This window comes from Kitasatospora sp. NPDC028055, from assembly GCF_040637885.1.
Taxonomy (GTDB): domain Bacteria; phylum Actinomycetota; class Actinomycetes; order Streptomycetales; family Streptomycetaceae; genus Kitasatospora.
Genome location: NZ_JBEZXE010000039.1, coordinates 48,156 through 66,162, shown reverse-complemented (window position 1 = coordinate 66,162; position 18,007 = coordinate 48,156). Strand labels below are relative to the sequence as shown.

General features: G+C 73.7%; 13 protein-coding genes and 1 tRNA gene. 6 read left to right on the top strand and 8 right to left on the bottom strand.

Annotation, left to right across the window (positions count from 1 at the left end; genetic code table 11):
- Nucleotides 1-25: 25 nt before the first annotated feature.
- The 3 genes from AB0F71_RS30220 to AB0F71_RS30210 all read left to right on the top strand — a co-directional run bounded on the left by AB0F71_RS30220 (nucleotide 26) and on the right by AB0F71_RS30210 (nucleotide 1,874).
- Nucleotides 26-99, top strand: a tRNA-Lys gene (locus tag AB0F71_RS30220).
- Between the two features lie 159 nt (nucleotides 100-258).
- The gene (locus tag AB0F71_RS30215; protein ID WP_360240815.1) at nucleotides 259-1,245 is read left to right on the top strand and encodes a GlxA family transcriptional regulator; all 987 of its coding nucleotides are present in this window, start codon (nucleotides 259-261) and stop codon (nucleotides 1,243-1,245) included.
- The gene (locus AB0F71_RS30210) at nucleotides 1,245-1,874 is read left to right on the top strand and encodes a DJ-1/PfpI family protein (protein ID WP_360240812.1); all 630 of its coding nucleotides are present in this window, start codon (nucleotides 1,245-1,247) and stop codon (nucleotides 1,872-1,874) included. Before AB0F71_RS30215 ends, AB0F71_RS30210 begins: the two co-directional genes overlap by 1 nt.
- Before the next feature lie 93 nt (nucleotides 1,875-1,967).
- On the opposite strand, the gene AB0F71_RS30205 is transcribed toward AB0F71_RS30210, so the two are convergent.
- Nucleotides 1,968-3,635, bottom strand: a complete 1,668-nt coding sequence (locus tag AB0F71_RS30205) for a glycosyl hydrolase family 18 protein (protein WP_360240809.1) — start codon at nucleotides 3,633-3,635, stop codon at nucleotides 1,968-1,970.
- A gap of 204 nt (nucleotides 3,636-3,839) precedes the next feature.
- Here AB0F71_RS30205 and AB0F71_RS30200 point away from each other — a divergent pair, with 204 nt between their 5' ends.
- Nucleotides 3,840-7,049: a S41 family peptidase gene (locus AB0F71_RS30200; RefSeq protein ID WP_360240806.1), complete on the top strand. Its 3,210-nt coding sequence runs from the start codon at nucleotides 3,840-3,842 to the stop codon at nucleotides 7,047-7,049.
- 40 nt (nucleotides 7,050-7,089) lie between these two features.
- On the opposite strand, the gene AB0F71_RS30195 is transcribed toward AB0F71_RS30200, so the two are convergent.
- Nucleotides 7,090-7,302 carry a hypothetical protein gene (locus tag AB0F71_RS30195; RefSeq protein ID WP_360240803.1) on the bottom strand — a complete coding sequence of 71 codons (213 nt, stop codon included), beginning with the start codon at nucleotides 7,300-7,302 and terminating at the stop codon, nucleotides 7,090-7,092.
- 140 nt (nucleotides 7,303-7,442) lie between these two features.
- On the opposite strand from AB0F71_RS30195, the gene AB0F71_RS30190 reads away from it, so the two are divergent.
- On the top strand, nucleotides 7,443-8,222 hold the full coding sequence (locus AB0F71_RS30190) for a phosphoribosyl-dephospho-CoA transferase MdcG domain-containing protein (protein WP_360240800.1): 780 nt from the start codon (nucleotides 7,443-7,445) through the stop codon (nucleotides 8,220-8,222).
- 10 nt (nucleotides 8,223-8,232) lie between these two features.
- Here the strand turns inward: AB0F71_RS30190 and AB0F71_RS30185 are convergent, their stop codons facing one another.
- From AB0F71_RS30185 to snpA (AB0F71_RS30170), 4 genes are all read right to left on the bottom strand, one after another.
- Complete coding sequence (locus AB0F71_RS30185) at nucleotides 8,233-10,299, bottom strand: phosphocholine-specific phospholipase C (protein WP_360240797.1); 2,067 nt, start codon at nucleotides 10,297-10,299, stop codon at nucleotides 8,233-8,235.
- A 192-nt stretch (nucleotides 10,300-10,491) separates the two neighbouring features.
- Nucleotides 10,492-11,151, bottom strand: a complete 660-nt coding sequence (locus AB0F71_RS30180; RefSeq protein ID WP_360240794.1) for a pentapeptide repeat-containing protein — start codon at nucleotides 11,149-11,151, stop codon at nucleotides 10,492-10,494.
- Nucleotides 11,152-11,296: 145 nt separating this feature from the next.
- On the bottom strand, nucleotides 11,297-11,920 hold the full coding sequence (gene snpA, locus AB0F71_RS30175) for a snapalysin (protein ID WP_360240792.1): 624 nt from the start codon (nucleotides 11,918-11,920) through the stop codon (nucleotides 11,297-11,299).
- 333 nt (nucleotides 11,921-12,253) lie between these two features.
- The gene (gene snpA / locus AB0F71_RS30170; RefSeq protein ID WP_360240789.1) at nucleotides 12,254-12,907 is read right to left on the bottom strand and encodes a snapalysin; all 654 of its coding nucleotides are present in this window, start codon (nucleotides 12,905-12,907) and stop codon (nucleotides 12,254-12,256) included.
- Between the two features lie 283 nt (nucleotides 12,908-13,190).
- Between snpA (AB0F71_RS30170) and AB0F71_RS30165 the strand changes: the two genes are divergently transcribed.
- Nucleotides 13,191-14,165, top strand: coding sequence for a LysR family transcriptional regulator (locus AB0F71_RS30165; RefSeq protein WP_360240786.1), 975 nt, complete (start codon nucleotides 13,191-13,193; stop codon nucleotides 14,163-14,165).
- A gap of 158 nt (nucleotides 14,166-14,323) precedes the next feature.
- Here AB0F71_RS30165 and AB0F71_RS30160 read toward each other — a convergent pair whose 3' ends face one another.
- Both AB0F71_RS30160 and AB0F71_RS30155 read right to left on the bottom strand, forming a co-directional pair.
- Nucleotides 14,324-15,538 carry a low temperature requirement protein A gene (locus tag AB0F71_RS30160; protein WP_360240783.1) on the bottom strand — a complete coding sequence of 405 codons (1,215 nt, stop codon included), beginning with the start codon at nucleotides 15,536-15,538 and terminating at the stop codon, nucleotides 14,324-14,326.
- A gap of 487 nt (nucleotides 15,539-16,025) precedes the next feature.
- Complete coding sequence (locus AB0F71_RS30155; RefSeq protein WP_360240780.1) at nucleotides 16,026-17,732, bottom strand: ABC transporter family substrate-binding protein; 1,707 nt, start codon at nucleotides 17,730-17,732, stop codon at nucleotides 16,026-16,028.
- Nucleotides 17,733-18,007 lie beyond the last annotated feature (275 nt).

Here is an 18,007-nt window from a genome sequence, read left to right as displayed (position 1 = left end):
CAGGTAATGTTCTCCACGTCAGCAGGCGCCGCTAGCTCAGTTGGTTAGAGCAGCTGACTCTTAATCAGCGGGTCCGGGGTTCGAGTCCCTGGCGGCGCACAGACAGCCGAGAGGCCCCTTGCGAGAGCAAGGGGCCTCTCGGCGTTCCGGCATACCCCCGCGCCCCACGCCGCCACGCCCCACGCCGCCGCGCCCGGTGGCAGGAAAGGTGGGGAACCGGTCATTGCTGCCGTCACGGGCCGGTGACAGGCTGACCGCATGAGAGCGCGCAGCGTGGTCGTCGTCCTCTACGACGACGTGCAGAGCCTGGACGTGACCGGCCCCCTGGAGGTGTTCGCGGGGGCGGGCGCGGCCACCGGGCAGCCGGGCGCCTACCGGGTGACCACCGCCTCCGCCGGCTGCCGGCCGGTGCGCAGTTCCAGCGGGCTGCGACTGCTGCCGGACGCCGACCTCGCCGAGGTCGGACCGGTGCACACGCTGCTGGTCCCCGGCGGGGCGGCCTTCGAGCACCCGGACGGCGCGCTGGTGGCGCGGATCCGGGAGCTGGCCGACCGGGCCGAGCGGGTGGTGTCGGTGTGCACCGGGGCCTTCCTGCTCGCCGAGGCCGGACTGCTGTCCGGGCGCCGGGCGACCACCCACTGGGCGTACTGCGGGGAGCTGGCCCGCCGGTTCCCGGACGTGACGGTCGACCCGGACCCGATCCACGTCCGGGACGGGCGCATCGCCACCTCGGCCGGGGTCACCGCCGGGATCGACCTGGCCCTGGCCCTGGTCGAGGAGGACCACGGCCGGGACGCCGCGCTGCTGATCGCCCGTCACCTGGTGGTCTTCCTGCGCCGGCCGGGCAACCAGGCCCAGTTCAGCACCCAGCTGGCCGCCCAGGTGGCGGTCCGGCAGCCGCTGCGCGAGGTCCAGCAGTGGATCGCCGAGCACCCCGGGGCGGACCTCTCGGTGGAGGCGCTGGCCCGCCGGTCGGCGCTGTCGCCGCGGCACTTCGCCCGGGCCTTCGCCGCCGAGGTGGGGGTGCCCCCGGGCCGGTACGTGGACGGGGTCCGGCTGGAGGCCGCCCGGCGGCTGCTGGAGGACACCGACGACGGCGTCGAGGCGATCGCGCGCTCCTGCGGCTACGGCACCCCGGAGGCGATGCGGCGCGCCTTCGTCCGGACCGTCGCCACCCCGCCCGCCGAGTACCGCCGCCGCTTCCGTTCCCGGCCCGACGGCCGGCCATCCGATGGAGGTCACTGATGCGCATCGCGATCCTGCTCTACCCCGAGTTCACCGGCCTGGACGTGGTCGGCCCGTACGAGGTGCTGTCCCGGATCCCCGGGGCCGAGGTGGTGTTCACCGCCGCGCGGCGCGGCCCGGTCCGCAACGACCTGGGCAGTCTGGCGCTGACCGCGGACGCTGCCCTGGACGAGGTGGACTCCGCCGACCTGCTGCTGGTCCCCGGCGGGCCCGGGACGGAGGCGCAGCTGACGGACGCGGCGGTGCTCGACTGGGTGCGCCGGGTGGACGCGACCACCAGCTGGACCACCTCGGTCTGCTCCGGCTCGCTGATCCTCGCCGCCGCCGGCCTGCTGGAGGGCCGCCGGGCCACCAGCCACTGGGGCGTGCTGGACCGCCTGCCCCCGTTCGGCGCGGAGCCCACCGGCACCGAGCGGATCGTGGTCGACGGCAAGTACGCGACCGCGGCCGGGGTCTCGGCCGGGATCGACCTCGCGCTGCGGCTGACCGGCCTGATCGCCGGGGACGGGACCGCGCAGGCGGTCCAGCTGCTCATCGAGTACGACCCGCAGCCGCCGTACGCCGCGGGCTCGCTCGCGAAGGCCTCCCCCGCGGTGGTGGAAGGGGCCAAGCGGCTGCTGGTGCCCTGACCGCGCCGCGCGGGATCCGCGCCCGGCGGGCGCGGACCCCGTGGCCGGTCAGTGGCTGGTCAGTGGCTGGTCAGTGGCTGGTCAGTGGCTGGGTCAGCGGCCGAAGTAGGCGTCGAAGTTCCTGGAGAACTCCCGGCCGCCGAACTGGTCCCAGTTGACCGACCAGGTCATCAGCCCGGCCAGCTTCGGCTGGGCGCCCGAACGCGGCACGTACGTCCCGCAGTTGGCCAGCCTGGTGAGGCAGTCCAGGGCCTTGTCCACCTCGGCCGGGGCGACGTAGCCGTTGCCCGCGTTGGTGGTGGCCGGCATGCCGATGGCGACCTTCGAGGCGGGCAGCGGCGGGAAGACGTTGTTGGCGTTGCCCGCCACCGGGAAGCCGTTGAGCAGCAGGTCGGTCATCGCGACGTGGAAGTCGGCGCCGCCCATCGAGTGGTACTGGTGGTCCAGGCCCATGACGGAGCCGGAGTTGTAGTCCTGGACGTGCAGCAGGGTGAGGTCGTCGCGCAGCGCGTGGATCACCGGCAGGTACGCCCCGGCGCGCGGGTCCTGACCGCCCCAGGGGCCGGATCCGTAGTACTGGTAGCCGAGTTGGACGAAGAAGGTCTCCGGCGCCATGGTCAGCACGAAGCCCGGGCCGTACTTGGCCTTGAGGGTCTTGAGCGCCGAGATCAGGTTGACGATGACCGCGCTCTTCGGGTTCTTGAAGTCGGTGTCGCCGGTGTCGAGGGAGAGCGAGTGGCCCTCGAAGTCGATGTCCAGTCCGTCCAGGCCCCACTTGTCGATGATGGCCGAGACCGAGCTGACGAAGGTGTCCCGGGCGGCGGTGGTGGTCAGCTGGACCTGGCCGTTCTGGCCGCCGATCGAGATCAGCACCTTCTTGCCCTGGGCGCGCTTGGCGGCGATGGCGGCCTTGAAGTCGGCGTCGGACTCGACGGTGGGGCAGTCGGTGGCCGAGCAGCGGTTGAAGCGGATGTCGCCGGAGGTCGGGGAGGTGGGCTCGCCGAAGGAGAGGTCGATGATGTCCCAGGAGTTGGGGACGTCGGCCATCCGGGTGTAGCCCGCGCCGTTGGCGAAGCTGGCGTGCAGGTAGCCGACCAGGGTGTGGTTGCCGGCGGGGGTTCCGGTCGGAGTACCTGTCGGGGTGCCGGTGGGCGTGCCGGTCGGGGTTCCCGTCGGGGTCCCGGTCGGCGTGGACGTGGGCGTCGGGGTCGGCGTGGGTGTGGGTGTCGGCGTCGGGGTCGGCGTCGGGCTGGGGGCGCCCGGGCCGTCCAGCGAGACGTCGTCCGCGTAGTAGGTGCCCTGCCCGTACCAGCCGTGGGTGTACACGGTGGCGGTGGTCTGGTTGGCGCCGGTGGTGAAGCCGAGGCTGAGCTTCTGGTAGGCGCCGCCGGTGCCGGGCGTCCAGGTGCTGGGGCCGCCGCCGTCGACGCCCAGGTAGACGTAGGAGCCGTTGACCCAGGCGCTGAGCGTGTAGCTGGTGTTGGGGGCGACGGCGACGGTCTGGGAGCACTGGGCGGTGTCGCCCGCGGTGGCCGCGGCGGCGAGCGCGTGGCTGCCGCCGTGCACCGGGCCGGTGACGACGCTGCCGGAGCCGCCGGTGCAGCTCCAGGGGCCGAGCGAGCCGGATTCGAAGCCGCCGTTGACCAGGAACTCGCCGGCCGAGGCGGCGGGCGCCAGGCCGAGCGTGACGCCGACCAGGGTGGCCGCGGCGAGGGCGGCGGCGGTGCCGGCGGCGAGGCCGTTTCTCAGGGTTCTGCGCATGCGGGTGCTCCTGCGGTGGCGCGGTCGTGGGGGACGTCCGAGGGCACGCCGGAGCACGCGCCAGTGGGGGGAACGGCCCGGCCTGGCACCCAAGTTGGACTAGACCACTGAAGTGGATCCGGCCGTGCGCTGTCAATGGTCCAGACCGGTGCGGGAGGGCCGTCTCCGGTTGCCGGGGGTGACACCCCGTCGAAGGATGGAGGAGTGACCCCGCCCGGCTACCTCCGCCACCCCCACCTGCACGGCGGCCTGCTCACCTTCACCGCCGAGGACGACGTCTGGATCGCCCCGCTGGAGCCCGGGGCCGCCGCCACCGGCCGGGCCTGGCGGGTCGGCTGCGACCGCACCCGGGTCAGCCACCCCCGCTTCTCCCCCGACGGCACCACCCTCGCCTGGACCAGCTGGCTCGGCCTGACCCCCGAGGTGTGGACCGCCCCGGTCGAGGGCGGCGAGAGCCGTCGGCTCAGCTACTGGGGCAGCCAGGACACCCGGGTGCGCGGCTGGCTGCCGAACGGCGAGGTACTGGCCGTCACCTCCTTCCACGAGCCCTTCGGCCACTACACCTGGGCGCACGCCCTGCCGCCCGACGGCTCCCCCGGCCGCCGGATGCCCTGGGGCCCGGTCGGCGACGCCCAGGTCAGCCGGGACCGGACCGTCCTGCTCACCGGCGCCGCCCCGCACGAGCCCGCCGCCTGGAAGCGCTACCGCGGCGGCGCGATCGGCCGGCTCTGGGTGGACGGCGAGCTGATCCTGCCCGAGCACACCGGACACCTCGCCTCCCCCATGCCGGTCGGCGAGCGGATCGCCTTCCTCTCCGACCACGAGGGCATCGGCAACCTCTACTCCTGCCGCCCGGACGGCACCGACCTGCGCCGGCACACCGACCACGCCTCCTACTACGCCCGCGAGGCCGCCACCGACGGCACCCGGATCGTCTACCAGCACGCCGGAGACCTCTGGCTGCTGGACGGCCTGGACGCCCCCGCCCCGCACCGGCTGCGGGTGCCGCTCGGCGGCGCCCGGGCCGGCCGCCGCCCGTACCAGGTCAGTGCGGCCTCCCAGGTCAAGGACCTCGCCTGCGACCGGACCGGCCGGGCCGGGGTGATCACCGTGCGCGGCAGCCAGTACTGGCTCACCGCCAAGGACGGCCCGGCCCGCGTCCTCGCCGACACCCCCGGGGTCCGCACCCGGCTGCCGGTGGTGCTCGGGCACACCGGCGAGGCGGCCTGGGTCACCGACGCCGAGGGCGCCGACGCGATCGAGGTGATGCCGCTGCCGGGCCACCAGGAGACGGCGGCCCACCGCCACCGGGTGCTCGCCGCCGGCCGGCTCGGAAGGGTCCTGGAGCTCACCGCCGCCCCCGACGGCTCCCGGCTCGCCGCCACCAGCTCGGACGGCCGGCTGCTGCTGGTCTCCGCCGAGGACGGCGCGGTACGCGAACTGGCCGCCTCCGAGGACGGGCCGGTCGCCGGCGCCCGGTTCTCCCCCGACTCGCACTGGATCGCCTGGTCCCAGCCGGCCGCCGGGCGCTCGCTGCGCCGGATCCGGCTCACCCGCACCGACGCGCCCGCCCCGACCACCGACGTCACCGACGGCCGGTTCGAGGACGAGCAGCCGGTGTTCACCCGGGACGGCCGCTACCTGGCCTTCCTGTCCTGGCGAGGCTTCGACCCCGTCCACGACGTGCACACCGGCGACCTCTCCTTCCCGGTCGGCTGCCGCCCGTACCTCGTCCCGCTCACCGCCGACACCCCCTCCCCGTTCGCCGCGCCCGCCGAGGAGGCCGCCCCGCGCGGGGACGGCGACGGCGACGGCACCGTCCGGGTCGACCCGGCGGGCATCGGCGAGCGGCTGCTCCAGTTCCCGGTGATCGCCTCCAAGTACTCGGCCACCGACGCGGTGCGCGGCGGCCTGGTCTGGCTGCGCTGGCCGATCTCCGGCACCCTCGGGCAGACCTTCGCCAACCCCGACGACACCTCCGGCCGCCCCTCCCTGGAGCACTTCGACCTGGCCCGGGGCACCCGCACCACCCTGGTCGACAAGCTGGACGGCTACGCCGTCTCCGGGGACGGCGGCTCGATCGCGATCTACTCGGCCGGGACGCTGCGGGTGATCCCGGTCGCCGCCCCCTCCGCCGGGACCAGCGTCGACCTGCGCCGGATCACCCACACCGTGCACCCGGCCGCCGAGTGGCGCCAGGCCTACCACGAGGCGGCCCGGATCGTCCGGGACCAGTTCTGGGACGAGCGGATGTCCGGCCTGGACTGGCCCGCGCTGGTCGCCCAGTACGAGCCGCTGCTGGACCGCGTCTGCTCACCCGACGACTTCGCCGACCTGCTGCGCGAACTCCTCGGCGAACTCGGCACCTCGCACGCCTACGTCACCCCCTCCCGGCGCGCCGAGGGCCCCAGCCTCGCCCAGCAGCCGCTCGGCCTGCTCGCCGCCAACGCCCACCGCGCCCCGGACGGCCGCTGGCTGGTCGACCGGGTGCTGCCCGGCGAGTCCTCCGACCCGCGCGCCCGCGCCCCGCTGGCCGCCCAGGGCGTCCGGGACGGCGACGAACTGCTGGAGGTCGGCGGCCGCCCGGTGGACCCGGTGCGCGGCCCGCTGCCCCTGCTGGCCGGCACCGGCGGCACCACCGTCGAACTCGCCCTGCGCAGCGGCCCGGACGGCCCGGTGCGGCGGATCACCGTCACCCCGCTGACCGACGAACGGGCCGTCCGCTACCAGGACTGGGTGGCCAAACGCCGTTCCCTGGTACGGGAGTTCAGCGACGGCCGGTGCGGCTACCTGCACATCCCGGACCTCGGCGGCTCCGGCTGGGCGCAGTTCAACCGGGACCTGCGGCGCGAACTGGACAAACCCGCGCTGGTCCTCGACGTGCGCGGCAACGCCGGCGGCAACGTCTCCGAACTCGTCCTGGAGAAGCTCACCCGGCACGTTCTCGCCTGGGATTTCAGCCGCGGCCGCCGGCCCGTCCGCTGGCCCCGGCACGCCCTGCGCGGCCCGCTGGTCGCGCTCGCGGACGAGGCCACCAGCTCGGACGGGGACGTGATCATCGCGGCGATCAAGCTGCTCGGCCTCGGCCCGGTGATCGGCAACCGGACCTGGGGCGGGGTGGTCGGGATGACCGGGCGGCACACCCTGGGCGACGGCACCCAGATCTCGGTGCCGAAGAACGCCTCCTGGTTCAGCGGCGGGCTCGGCTGGTCGGTGGAGAACCGGGGCGTCGAGCCGGACGTGCACGTGCTGCGCACCCCGCGGGACTGGGCGCGGGGGCGCCACCCGGAGCTGGTCACCGCCGTCCAACTGGCCCTGGAGCTGCTGGAGGACGCCCCGGCGGCGGCACCCCCGCCGGAGTCCACGCCCCGGCCGGACCTGCGGCGCCCGCCGCTACCGCCGCGCGAGCGCTGACGGCGGTCCGGGCGGCGGGCGGCGGTCCCAGCGGCGGACCTCAGTCCCAGGGATCGCCCTCGGCCGTCATGTTCTCGGCGGCCCGCCGGTCGGCCTCCTCCTGGGCGGCCGTCCGCTCCTGCGTCTGCCGGGCCCGTTCGACGTCGTCGCCGTACGCGTCGGCGGCCTCGTCGTGGGCGAGCGCGGCCCGCTCGGCGGCTTCCTGGCCGGTGGCCTCGTGCGTCCTGTGGAAGATCCTGTCGAGAATGCCCATGACTCCTCCTCCGAACGGATTACCGGGCTGTCCCCCACTCTCACACCGGGAGTCGGCGGTCGCACGTTGAGCCTTTGGTCCCGGCCCGACGCGCCCAAGGGCCGTAGCCGGGCAGTCCCGCACGGGCGGAGGGTGGCGGTGTGAGGAACTCGACCGAGGAACTGCACGACGGACCGCGCCGCCGGGTCGGCGCCCTGGCCGCGCTGGACGGCCGGCTGCCCGGCACCCACGACCTGCTGCTGATGCAGTGCCCGGGCTCGCTGCGCCCGCCGGCCGGCGGCGAGCTGCCGGACTGGGCCCGGACGGTGCTGCGGGCGCACCCGTGGGTCACCGTCGGCCGGGCGCCCTCGCCGGTCGGCGCCCCGGTGGACGTCCCGCGTCCGCGGCGCTGCACCCGAGGGTGGCCGGCCGCCCCCGAGCACTGGATCCCGGTCACCGTACGCGGCCCGCGCCCCGGACAGCGGCTGGACGCCCTGGCGCCCTGGGCGGCGGTGGCCCGGACGCTGCGGCCCGAGCAGCTGGTCGGCCGGCAGGAGCTGCTGGCCCCCGGACGGGTCGCCGGGCTCCCGGCGCTGGCCCTGCTGCCGGAGGTCGGCCGGCTGGTCGCGGACCACCGGCTGGCCTGGGGCCCGATCGGCGCGGTCGGCTACGAGCTGGGCACCGGCGTCCCGGTGGTCGGCCCGCTCAGCCCGCTGCGGCTGGTGCTGCGCACCCCGCACCCGGTCAGCCGGCGGGACGCGCTGCACCTGCGGCGGGCGCTGAGCAAGCTGCCGGTGCCGGTGCAGGCCGAGCTGGAGACCCGCTACGGCGCGGTGCAGCTCGCCGAGTACGCGGCCGGGCCGCTCACCGTCACCCTGCTGACGCCGTACGGGCCCCGGGAGGTCCACGATCCGTGGTTCCCCCGGGGCCCGTACGCGTGAACCGGGACGGTCAGCCGCTGACGCTGGGCGCGCCCGTCTCCAGGTGGCCGGTGAACCGCTGCGACCAGCTGCTGTCCGCGTCCACCGTGACGGTGAAGTCGTACCAGCCGTTGCTGTAGGCGACCGCGTTGAAGAAGTCGCTGACGCTGCCGCCGGCCGGAACCTGGTACGTCCAGGGTCCGTCCGTGCGGTAGTTGGTGGAGGTGATGGTGAAGGTCATCGGGGCGCTGCCGGTGTTGGCCAGCTTGAAGTAGACGGCGAGCTTGCCGCTGCCCGGCTCGACCGCGTACGAGGCGGTGACGGCCGCGTTCTTGCCCGCCTTGGTGGCGTCGCCCTTGAAGCGGCGCAGGAAGCGGTTGGGGCCGACCACGGTGAGGTCGTACGGGCCGCCGCCGAAGTTGGTGCCGCAGTTGAAGAAGTCGCTGGTGCTGCCGCCCGGGGCGACGGTGTACTGCCAGGGCCCGCCGCTGCGGTAGGCGTTGGCGTAGGCCGCGAAGTGCGCGGACCTCACGGCCGCGGTGCCCGTGTTCGCCATCGCGATCCAGACCTTCATCACCCCGCCCGAGCCGAACTCCAGGTGGTCCAGGTTGGCGTTGGGCTGGTACGGCAGGGCGCGGGCCGGGCGGGTGCCGGGCTCCTGGGCGGGCAGCGCGTTGTCGGCGGGCGAGGGGTTGGGCAGCGGGCCGCAGGTGGCCAGGCCGATGGTCTGCGAGGTGTCGGGCAGCGCGGGCATGCCGTACACCGGGTTGGCGAAGTCGAAGACCGAGGTGAGGTCGCCGCAGACCTGGCGGCGCCAGGCGCTGATGTTGGGGCTGGTGGCGGGCGTGCCGAGGGCGGCGGTCCACACCTCCAGGAAGCGCAGCACCGAGGTGTGGTCGAAGGTCTCGGAGTTGACCCAGCCGCCGCGGGTCCACGGGGAGACCGCGATCAGCGGGACCCGGAAGCCGAGGCCGATGTTGGTGGAGTTGTAGAACTCCCCCGGGGTGCCCGCGGGCGCGGCCGGCGGCGGGACGTGGTCGAAGAAGCCGTCGTTCTCGTCGTAGTTGATCAGCAGGACGGTGGAGTTGAAGACGTTGGGGTCCGCGTTCAGGGCGTCCATCACCAGGTGGACGAAGTGCGCGCCGTCCTCGGGCGTGGCGTAGGGGTGCTCGGAGGACTGCTGGTCGGCGACGATCCAGGAGACCCGCGGCAGGGTGCCGTTCAGCACGTCGGCGCGGATCGCGGCGGCGATGTCGTCCGGGGTCCGGCCGGTGACCTTGGGCACCGAGCCCATGCCCTTGACGGCCAGCGGGCTGCCGGCCGCGGCGCCGGTGAACTGGCTGAAGTAGGCGAGGGCGTTGTCGCCGAAGTTGTCGGCGGCGTTCTGGTAGACCCTCCAGCTGACGCCGGCGGCCTCCAGCGCCTCGGCGTAGGTCTGCCAGCGCAGGTTGGACTCGGAGCCGCCGTCGTAGGCGGGGCCGCCGGCGGTGCCGGCCGGGTCGATCGTGCCGCTCCAGTGGTAGGTGCGGTTGGGGCCGGTCGCGCTCAGCACCGAGCAGTGGTAGGCGTCGCAGATGGTCCAGTTGTCGGCCAGCGCGTAGTGGAACGGGATGTCGCCGCGCTGCAGGTGGCCGAGAGTGCGGACGGTGCCCTTGGCGGACACCCAGGAGTCCATCTTGCCGCCGTTCCAGGCCTTGTGCTGGTCGGACCAGGCGTGCGAGAGGTCGCCGTTGCACTGCGCCTGGGTCTCCGGGGAGCCACTGGCGCCCGAGGGGTTGAAGGCCCACGGGTACTGGCGGGCGAACAGCCCGTTCGGCTGGTTGAAGACGCTGTAGCCGCCGGAGATCTGGATGGCGGCCCGGTCGGCGAAGCCGCGGACGCCCTTGAGGGTGCCGAAGTAGTGGTCGAAGCTGCGGTTCTCCTGCATCAGGATCACCACGTGCTGCACGTCGGTGATGGTGCCGGTGGTGCTGAGCGTGGTGCTGGAGGCGGCCGCGGCGTCCTCGGCTCCGGCGCCGGCGCCGGCGCCGGCCACCGCGAGGCCGGCCGCGGCGGCGCCGGACAGCGTGACGAACTTTCTACGACTCAACTCGGCCATCAGTCCGGTCCGTCCCTTCACTGGCGATGTTGTGTACACAACTCGCGGCCATCGATCGCGGAGCAGTCTCCACCGCCACCGGAGCGGGCCACCAGATGCGCGCAGCAGGTTTGTCGGACTGTTCGCCCGGGGGTCACCGAGCGACACCGGGCTGAACGTCAGGCTGATCCGACAGGGAGGATTCGAGTCCGGTCAGCGGTCCTTCACCTCGATGCCCAGCGCCTGGGCGAACTGCGGCGCCAGCTCCAGCAGTTGGGGCGAGCTGATGACCGCCCCGCGCAGCCCCCGGTGGCCGTCCGCCAGCCCGAGCCGGGCGGCCCCGCGCAGGTCCACCTTGCTCAGCACGGCCCCGCGCAGCCGCACCTCCTCCAGCGTCGAGCCGGGGAAGGACACCCCGGTCAGCTTCGCGTCGCCGAAGTCCACGTCGCGCAGCAGGCAGTCCTCGAACACCACGTCCCGCAGCACGGCCGCGCGCAGGTTGACCGCCTCCAGCTTGCAGCCGCGGAACACCACCCGGCGCAGCGCCGAGCCGTGCCCGGCGATCCCGGCCAGCACCCCGCCGACGAAGGAGCTGTCCTGCCACTCGGTGTCGCTCAGGTCGCAGGCCACCCAGCGGCCGGCCTGCACCCAGACCTCGTTGAACCGGGCCTGGCGCAGCTTGACCCCGCTGAGCGCGACCCCGGTGAAGGCGCACTCCAGGAAGGCCGCCCCGGCGCCCGACTCGTCGGTGCGCTGACCGCCGTCGAAGTGCGCGGTGTCGTACCGCTCGTCGCGGCGCAGCGGGCCGGTGTGCGGGTGCAGCAGCTCGGCGTACGGGAGGTCGGCGAGCTGCTCGGGGACGGAACGGGGCATGGCGGTGGCGCCTCTCGGATCGCGGGCGGACGGGTCTCGCCCGCATGCTCGCACGCCGTACCGACAGTGCGGCCGCACCCGCCCGCGGCGGCGCCCCGGCCCGGCCGCTGCGGACGCGGCCGGGCCGGGGCGCTCACGGGTGGCGTCAGCCGCGCGCCCAGAGCGAGTTGACCCGGCTGCGCTCGGTGCCGTTCGGGTACGGGTTGGTGCAGGAGGCGCCGGGGCCGCCGCCCGACATCAGCTCGCTGCACGGGCCGGAGTAGTGGTCCGGCAGCCCGAGCACGTGCCCGGTCTCGTGCGCCGTCACCCGGACCGAGTTGTACTGCCGGTTCTGCTGGTAGTCGAGGAAGACGTAGCCGCGCCCGTGCCCGTCGGTGCTGGCGTAGGAGCCGCGGCTGTCGTTGCCCTCGTAGTAGCTGAAGTCGGCGGCCGAACCGGCCCGCAGCTGGACGTTGCTGACCGAGCTGTTCCAGATCTGCGCGGCGCTGGCGATCTGGTTGCGGAAGGACGGCGCGGAGCTGGCGTCGTAGGTGACCACGACGGTGGCCAGGCCCGGGTTCGCGGCCTGCTTGGCCTTGGCGGAGGCCATCACGGCCTGGAAGAACGCCTGGTTGTCGGCCGCTTCCTGGGCCGAACCGGCGTACGTCGACGCGGTGTAGCCCTGGACGGCCGGGGCGGCCGGGGCGGCGGCGGCCGCGGTGGTGGGCAGCACGGCGAGACCCGCCGCGAGGGCGAGGCCGAGGGTCGCGGACAGCACGGATCGCTTCATGTGGGGGCTCCTGAAGGGGTCCTGGACGTGGGGGGTCCGGTCCCGGGTGCCGCAGCCGGGTTGGGGGCCGGCTCGGGGGGCACCTGGCGACCGGGTGTCCCCAGAGCTTCGGGCAGCCCGGCGGCCCGGCGGATGATGTCAACCACCGATAGCCCGGCCCAATACCCCTGGCTCCTACCGGATTCCGGCCGTCTTTTCCTCGTCTTGACCTAGCCATGCCCCTGGCATTCCGTTCCGGGGGCGGCTAGGCTCCGGGGCGGGGAAGTACCCATGCGGCGGGCCGCCCGTTTCCGGCCGGGCGGGCCGCCGCACCCGACTCACCTGCTGGGCAGGTCAGTTGGCCGCCGCCACGCCGTCCGCCCAGAGCGAGTCGACCTGGGCGCTCTCGTTGGCGTCGGGGTGCGCGTTGGTGCAGGACGTACCGGGGCCGTGGCCCGACATCAGTTCACTGCACGGACCGGAGTAGTCGTCGGGCAGGCCGAGCACGTGCCCCGTCTCGTGGGCGACGATCCGGAGCGAGTAGTACTGCTGGGCCTGCTGGTGGTCGATGAAGATGTAGCCGTGTCCGTGTCCGTCGGTGCTGGCGTACGAGCCGTTCGGGTCGTCGCCCTCGTTGTACGAGAAGTCGCCGGTGCCGCCGCTCGCCTCCTGGAGCCGGACGTTGTGCACGGAGCTGTTCCAGATCTGCGCGGCGTTGGCGATGTCGCCGGCGAAGGAGGGTGCGTTGGAGGCGTCGTAGGTGACGGTGACGGTGGTCAGGCCGGGGTCGGCGGCCCGCTTGGCCTGCACCGAGGCCAGCACGGCCCGGAAGAAGGCCTGGTTGTTCGCAGCCTCCTGGGCCGAACCGGCGTACCTCGACGAGCTGTGGCCGTGGACGGCCGGCGCGGCGGGCGCGGCGGTGGCGGGCGCGGCGACGGCGGTGGCGGGCAGCGCCAGGACACCGGCGAGGGCCAGGCCCAGGGTCGTGGACAGCAGGGATCGCTTCATGCGGGACTCCGGATTCGCGCGGCGCGCCGGCCCGCCGGGGCCGGTGGGGGCCGGCCGTGCGGCGGCGGCGCGCGGTGGGGGCCGTCCCGGTCGGCGCCGGGGCGGTGCGGTGTCCCCGAGCTTCGACCCGTCCGGGCCCGTCGCGGATGATGTCAACCGGCGATAGTCCGGCCGCATACCGGTGCGGCGCACCGGTGGGGATCCGCCGTGCGGTCCGTCGGTGCGCGCTTGATTCCCTGTCATGTCCTTGGCGATGTGGCTCGGTGACGTCTATGCTCCCGTCGTGGAGCTCGACGTGAGACACCTCCGGGTGCTGTGCGCGATCGCCGACACCGGCAGCCTCCGCAAGGCCGCGCTCCAGCTCGGCATGACCCAGCCCTCCCTCACCACCCAGCTGCACCGCATCGAACGGGCCATCGGCGGAACCCTGTTCACCCGCGAGCAGACCGGCAGCCGGCCCACCGCACTCGGCCACTCGGTGCTGTCCCGGGCCCGGCCGGTGATCAGCGAGATGGCCGCCCTGGTCGCCGCCGCCCGGCAGGAGGCCCGCGACACCGCGGGGCCCGGCCGGCAGCGGCGGCTGCGGATCGGCAGCGTCGGCAGCCGGGCCGTCGCCGCCTGGCTGCGCCGGGTGCACGAGCGGCTGCCGGACACCGACACCACCATCCACGTCGACATCTCCGCCAGCGCGCTGCTGCGGATGGTCGCCTCCGACCAACTGGACGTGGCCTTCGTGTACGAGAGCGAGGGCTTCCCGCTGCGGGTCCCGCCGGACGCCGAGCACCGGGTGCTGATGGCCCGCGAGCCGCAGTTCGTCGCGCTCGCCGCCGGGCACCCGGCCGCCGCCCGGCCGGTGGTCCACCTCGCCGACCTCGCCGAGGACACCTGGATGGTCGACCCGACCGCCGACCACGAGTACGCCGCGATGCGGCGGGTGTTCAGCGAGGCCGGGCTCAACCCCCGGGTGGTGCAGGTGCGGGACAACACCACCGCCGCCGAGCTGGTCGCCTCCGGCGAGGCCGTCCGCCCCTGCCAGCCGACCTCGCTGCCCGGGCCCGGCACGGTGGTCCGCCCGGTGCACGGGGACCCGCTGGCCGTCCGGCTGCTGTTCACCTGGCGCCCCCGGGTGCTCAGCCAGCCCGCCCTGGACGCGCTCTACGGCGAACTCCGCGCCGCCTACCTGGATCTGGCCAAGGTCAACCCGGCCTACCTGGACTGGCTGGCCCGGCACGAGCCGGTACTGCTGGAACGCGTCTAGGGCGTGTCTGACAATTCCCGCCGGGCGCGCGACGCCGGGGCACGCACCTCGCCGCGTTGTCGTCAGTCGCCGATGCTCCGCATGGACTCCCTCCTCCGCCTTGCGATGCACGCACCCCAACGCCGCGCGCTGATCCGACGCGAATTGTCAGACACGCCCTAACGCACGCCCTCCACCCGGCTCTCCCGGCTGTGGATCAGCACCCCCACCGCGACCATCAGCGCGCACACCAGGCCCGCCGCCAGCACCCCCGAGCCGCCGAACGCGGTGCAGGCCAGCACCAGCACCGCCGCGAGCGGCGCCATCGACTGGGCGACCAGCCCGCGCTTGGTGTGCCGGGAGTGCAGGTACCAGACGGTGGCCAGGTAGACGGCGGTCGGCACGGTGACCGTCGCGGTGGCGGCCGTCTCGGAGATCTCCGCCTTGTGCGCGGCCGACTCCACCGCCACCTCCAGTCCGGCACCGATCGCCGCCGCCGAGCCGAACACCAGGTAGTGCCCGTAACCCCAGGCGAAGGCCTGCCGGTTGGAGCGCAGGTGGTCGTGGACCGGCCGGGCGAAGTAGATCCACCAGGCCGCGAAGCAGATCAGCAGCCCGCCGACCGCCACCGGCACCAGCCGGCCCAGCCCCTCGTGCTCGTCCACCGCCGACTGCACCGCCACGGTCGCGGCGGCCACCGTCTCGCCGAGCACGATCAGGGTGAACAGCCCGTACCGCTCGGCGATGTGGTGCGGGTGCCAGGAGGTCTGCGCCCGCCGTTCGGCGACCACCGGCACGGCGAGCTCGCACAGCACGCCGATCGGGATGATCACCGGCCGGGCGGCGTCCGGCAGGAACAGCACCACCACCCAGGCGGCCTGGCAGAGCGCGATCCCCGCCGCGTAGCGCAGCGCGACCGTGCGCGCCTCGCCCTGCTCCCCGGCCGCCGCGCGCAGCCACTGGCTGACCATGGCCAGGCGCATCACCACGTAGCCGGTGATCCCCAGCGTCAGGTCCTGGGTCTCGAAGATCCTCGGCACCCCGGCGGCCAGGATCAGCACGCCGGCGATCTGCACCAGGGTGGTGACCCGGTACGGCACGTCGTCGCAGTCGTACGCGGAGGCGAACCAGGTGAAGTTCATCCAGGCCCACCAGATCGCGAAGAAGGCGATCACGTAGCCGCGCAGGCCCTCACCGTAGTGCCCGGCGGCGAGGGAGTGGGCGAGTTCGCGACCGGCCTGGCCGACCGCGACCACGAAGCAGAGGTCGAAGAAGAGTTCCAGCGGGGTGGCGACCCGGTGCGGCTCGGCGCGGTCGCGCGGGACCATCCGGCGCACCGGGGGCGGGTCGACGTGCGGGGCTCGGGGTGCCTCGGCGGCGTGGTCACTGGCCATCGGTGCTGCTCCGGGGGTCGGGGCGGGGCGGAGGCGGCCCGGCTGGGCCCGCCGTCCCGCGCATCCTGGCAGTGGCCGGGGTCCGACGCACGCACCGGCGCGGGCGCGTGCGCCGGTGCGGCAACTCCGTTCGAACCCGGGCGCGATGCCCCGGTATACCCCTTTTCTCCTTGCCGTCAGCGAGAGTTGACGCTCCGGTGCGCGAACTGGGTGACAGCACGGCGGGTTTCCGGGCGCGCCCCGCGCGCTGCGCCGCGACCGGCCCGGCGGCCCCGCTAGATTCGTCCCCGGTTGGAAGCGAGCACGGGCCCCTCGCGGGGCCCCACGACACGGGTGGCCTGCGGGCAACGCGGAAGGTCAAGGCCGGTGGCAGGACAGCGGGGGCGGCGAAGCCGACCCACCCGTGTCCGCACCACCGGCCTCGTGATCACCGCGCTGCTCGCCAGCGCCTGCCGTGCGGTCGCCCGCGCCGCCGCGGCGGCCGGGGTCACTTCTCCCAGCCGACCTTGGTGTAGTCCTCCTGGGCGAGGCCGAAGGCCCCGTAGTTGGCGAGTCCCTTGCGGGTCGCCACCACGGCGGGCCGCTGGTAGAGCTCGACGGTGTGGCCGAGCTCCCAGATCTTCGCGTCCGCCTGGTTGTAGAGCTTCGCGGCCTCCACCGGGTCGACCGTCCCGGCCGCCTTCTTCAGCAGGTCGTCGATCTCCTGGCTGCCCAGGCGGGACGGGTTCTGGAAGGAGTTGTCGCCCACCGGCAGGCGGAAGTTGGTCAGGCTCTTGGAGTTCGGGAAGGAGTCGGTGTTGCGCCAGCTCGCCAGGTCGAACTTGCCCGGGGTCACGTACTTGGAGAAGAAGTCGTTGGCGGCCACCTTGTCCAGGTCGACCTTGACCCCGGCCGCCTGCCACATCGCCGCCGCCGCGGTGGCGAGGTCGAGCTGCGCCTGCGCGGTACCGTCGCTGAGCACCCAGTGCAGTTCCAGCGGCTTCCCGTCCTTGGTCCGCGGTTGACCGCTGCCGGTCTCCTTCCAACCGGCCTCGTCCAGCCCCTTCTTGGCGGCGGCCAGGTCGAACTTGGCCCAGTCGCCGGAGTTGTCCTGGTAGCCGGCCTGGTTGGGCATGATGATGTGGTTGCCGAGCGGCTTGAACTCGACCGGCACCCCGTTGTTGGCGATCTTGATCAGCGCCGAGCGGTCGAGCGCCCTGCCGAGCGCCTGCCGGACCTTCTGGTCCGCCAGGGCGCCGTTGCCGCCGAAGGAGATGTGCACCTCGTCCCACGGGCTGGCGGAGCGGATCACGGTGTCCTTGGCGTTCTTGAGCTGCCCGTACGCGGCGGCGGTGCTGGCCGAGGCGAGGTCGATCTCGTTGTTGAGGTAGGCCTGGATGCTCGCCGACTTGTCCATCACCCGGAAGGTGATCTTGTCCAGCTTGGGCTTGGTCCCCCACCAGGCCGGGTCCGGGACCAGGCTGAGGGTCTGCGCGGTCTTGTCCGCCGTCCCGATCTTGAACGCGCCCGCGGTGACCGGGATCTTCTCCACCCAGCCCTTGTTGAAGTCGTCCGGGGTCGAGATGGCGGCCGCCGGGATCAGCGGGCGGAACAGGTTCTGCCAGTCCGCGTACGGCTGGGCGAAGGTGACCTTCACCTCGGTCGGGTCCGCGCCCTGCTCGACCGCGGAGATCAGCTCGTAGCCGGACGGGTCGGCGATGTTGTACGCCGGGTCCTTGCCGTTGCTGGTCTGCCAGTCCGCCTTGAAGTCCAGGTAGCTGAGCGGCTTGCCGTCCGACCACTTGGCCTTGGGGTTCAGCTTGTAGGTCACCACCTGCGGCGAGGTCGAGGTGACCTTGGCCTCCACCAGGTAGTTCGGGTTCGGCTGGAAGGTGCCGGAGGCGTCGGTGCCGAACAGGGTCGGCTCCACGGCGCGGATGAGGTTCACCGTGTCGGTGTACGCACCGCCGTCCACCTGGAGCGGGTTCCACTGGGTGATCCACTGGTCCAGCTGGAAGCGCACCTCGCCGCCGTCCTTGATCTGGTCCAGCGGCTTGGCGTTGATGTCCTGGGAGTCCTGTCTCGGCGGCTCGCTCTTGGCCACGTTGTCGGCCGAGCCGCCCCCGCCCGAGGTGCACGCGGTGACCGCCAGCGCGACGGCGACGGCGAGAACGGCCGTCCGGCCGAGGCGACGGGCCGTGCTGGAAGCGTCCATGAGGGTCCCCCTGGGGTCGATGGCAGGCGTCGGGCGCGCGCCACGGGTCCGGTTCGTGACACGAGTTGGGCCGTACGAGGCATGACCGGGCTTGAGCATGGGCACTCAATCCGGCACCGAGCCAGAGGAACGTAACAGCGGATCAGATCCGCCACCAGGGGGAGGAGCGGACGCCTGATCAAAAAGTCACACGGGGCAATCCCGCCGCAACATCACGGCCGTACCCCGGTGCAACACTGCGACCTGCGCGTTCGCCAACTGCCGTGCTCCCCCTG